This is a genomic window from Leisingera sp. JC1 (assembly GCF_001679925.1).
Lineage (GTDB): Bacteria > Pseudomonadota > Alphaproteobacteria > Rhodobacterales > Rhodobacteraceae > Leisingera.
The window spans coordinates 1-907 of record NZ_LYUZ01000040.1; the positions used below are offsets into that span (position 1 = coordinate 1).

1 protein-coding gene is annotated in these 907 nt (G+C 63.8%); it reads left to right on the forward strand.

Translation table 11 applies throughout. The features are described 5' to 3' along the window. Positions 1–180: 180 nt before the first annotated feature. Positions 181–907 (forward strand): O-antigen ligase family protein (locus A9D60_RS04915; RefSeq protein ID WP_175392893.1); only part of this gene is annotated, 727 nt, incomplete at its 3' end.

A 907-nucleotide genomic window follows, 5' to 3' on the forward strand; every position in this document is an offset into this window, starting at 1 on the left:
TGATGATCCTATCTTCGCTGCCCATGACACGGGTCCTTGTGGTGGACATGGTGTTTTCCAACCCCTTCCTCGAGCCCGCTGCGGAAGGGGTGGGCGCACATTACAGCGCCGGGGAAAGCGGTGTCCGCGGCCGGACCCTGGTCGGCGTTTCGATACTTGATGATCCTATCTTCGCTGCCCATGACACGGGTCCTTGTGGTGGACATGGTGTTTTCCAACCCCTTCCTCGAGCCCGCTGCGGAAGGGGTGGGCGCACATTACAGCGCCGGGGAAAGCGGTGTCCGCGGCCGGACCCTGGTCGGCGTTTCGATACTTGGCGCCTCCTTCATCAATGCGTGCTGGCCGCTTGCGGCGCTGCTGCTGCGCTGGCCGTGGCGGCTGGGGCCGGTCTGGCGGGCGATCACGCTGGCCGCCTGCCTGCTGGCGCCGATGGGGGTTGTGATGAGCTATTCCCGCGGGCCGATCCTGGGCAGCCTGCTCATCCTGCTGACAGTTCTGATCTACGGGCTCAAATATGTGCGGCGGGGAATTCTGCTTCCGGTTGCGGTCAGCACCACGGTCATTCTGGCCGTGGGCATTTCCTCCCAGCTCTTTTTCTTCGACCGCCTGTCGAACCGCAGCCAGGCGGTGCTGGAAAACCCCTTTCAGGATGAGCGCGAAAGCGAACGTGTTCTGGCCTATGTCGAGCCGTTCCAGCACGTTGCCGGGAAACCGCAGTTCCTGGTTCTGGGGGAGGGGGTGACCGTCAGGTATTCGGACAGCTGGGTGGTTCCCGAACAGGCCGGCAAGGCGACGCATGCAACCTTTGCGATGGCCTATTACAGCTACGGGATGCTGGCAGCGCTGCTCTACGGGGCCCTCATGCTGAGGGCGCTTCACGCCGCCGGCAGGCGCGCCAGGCGCAAAT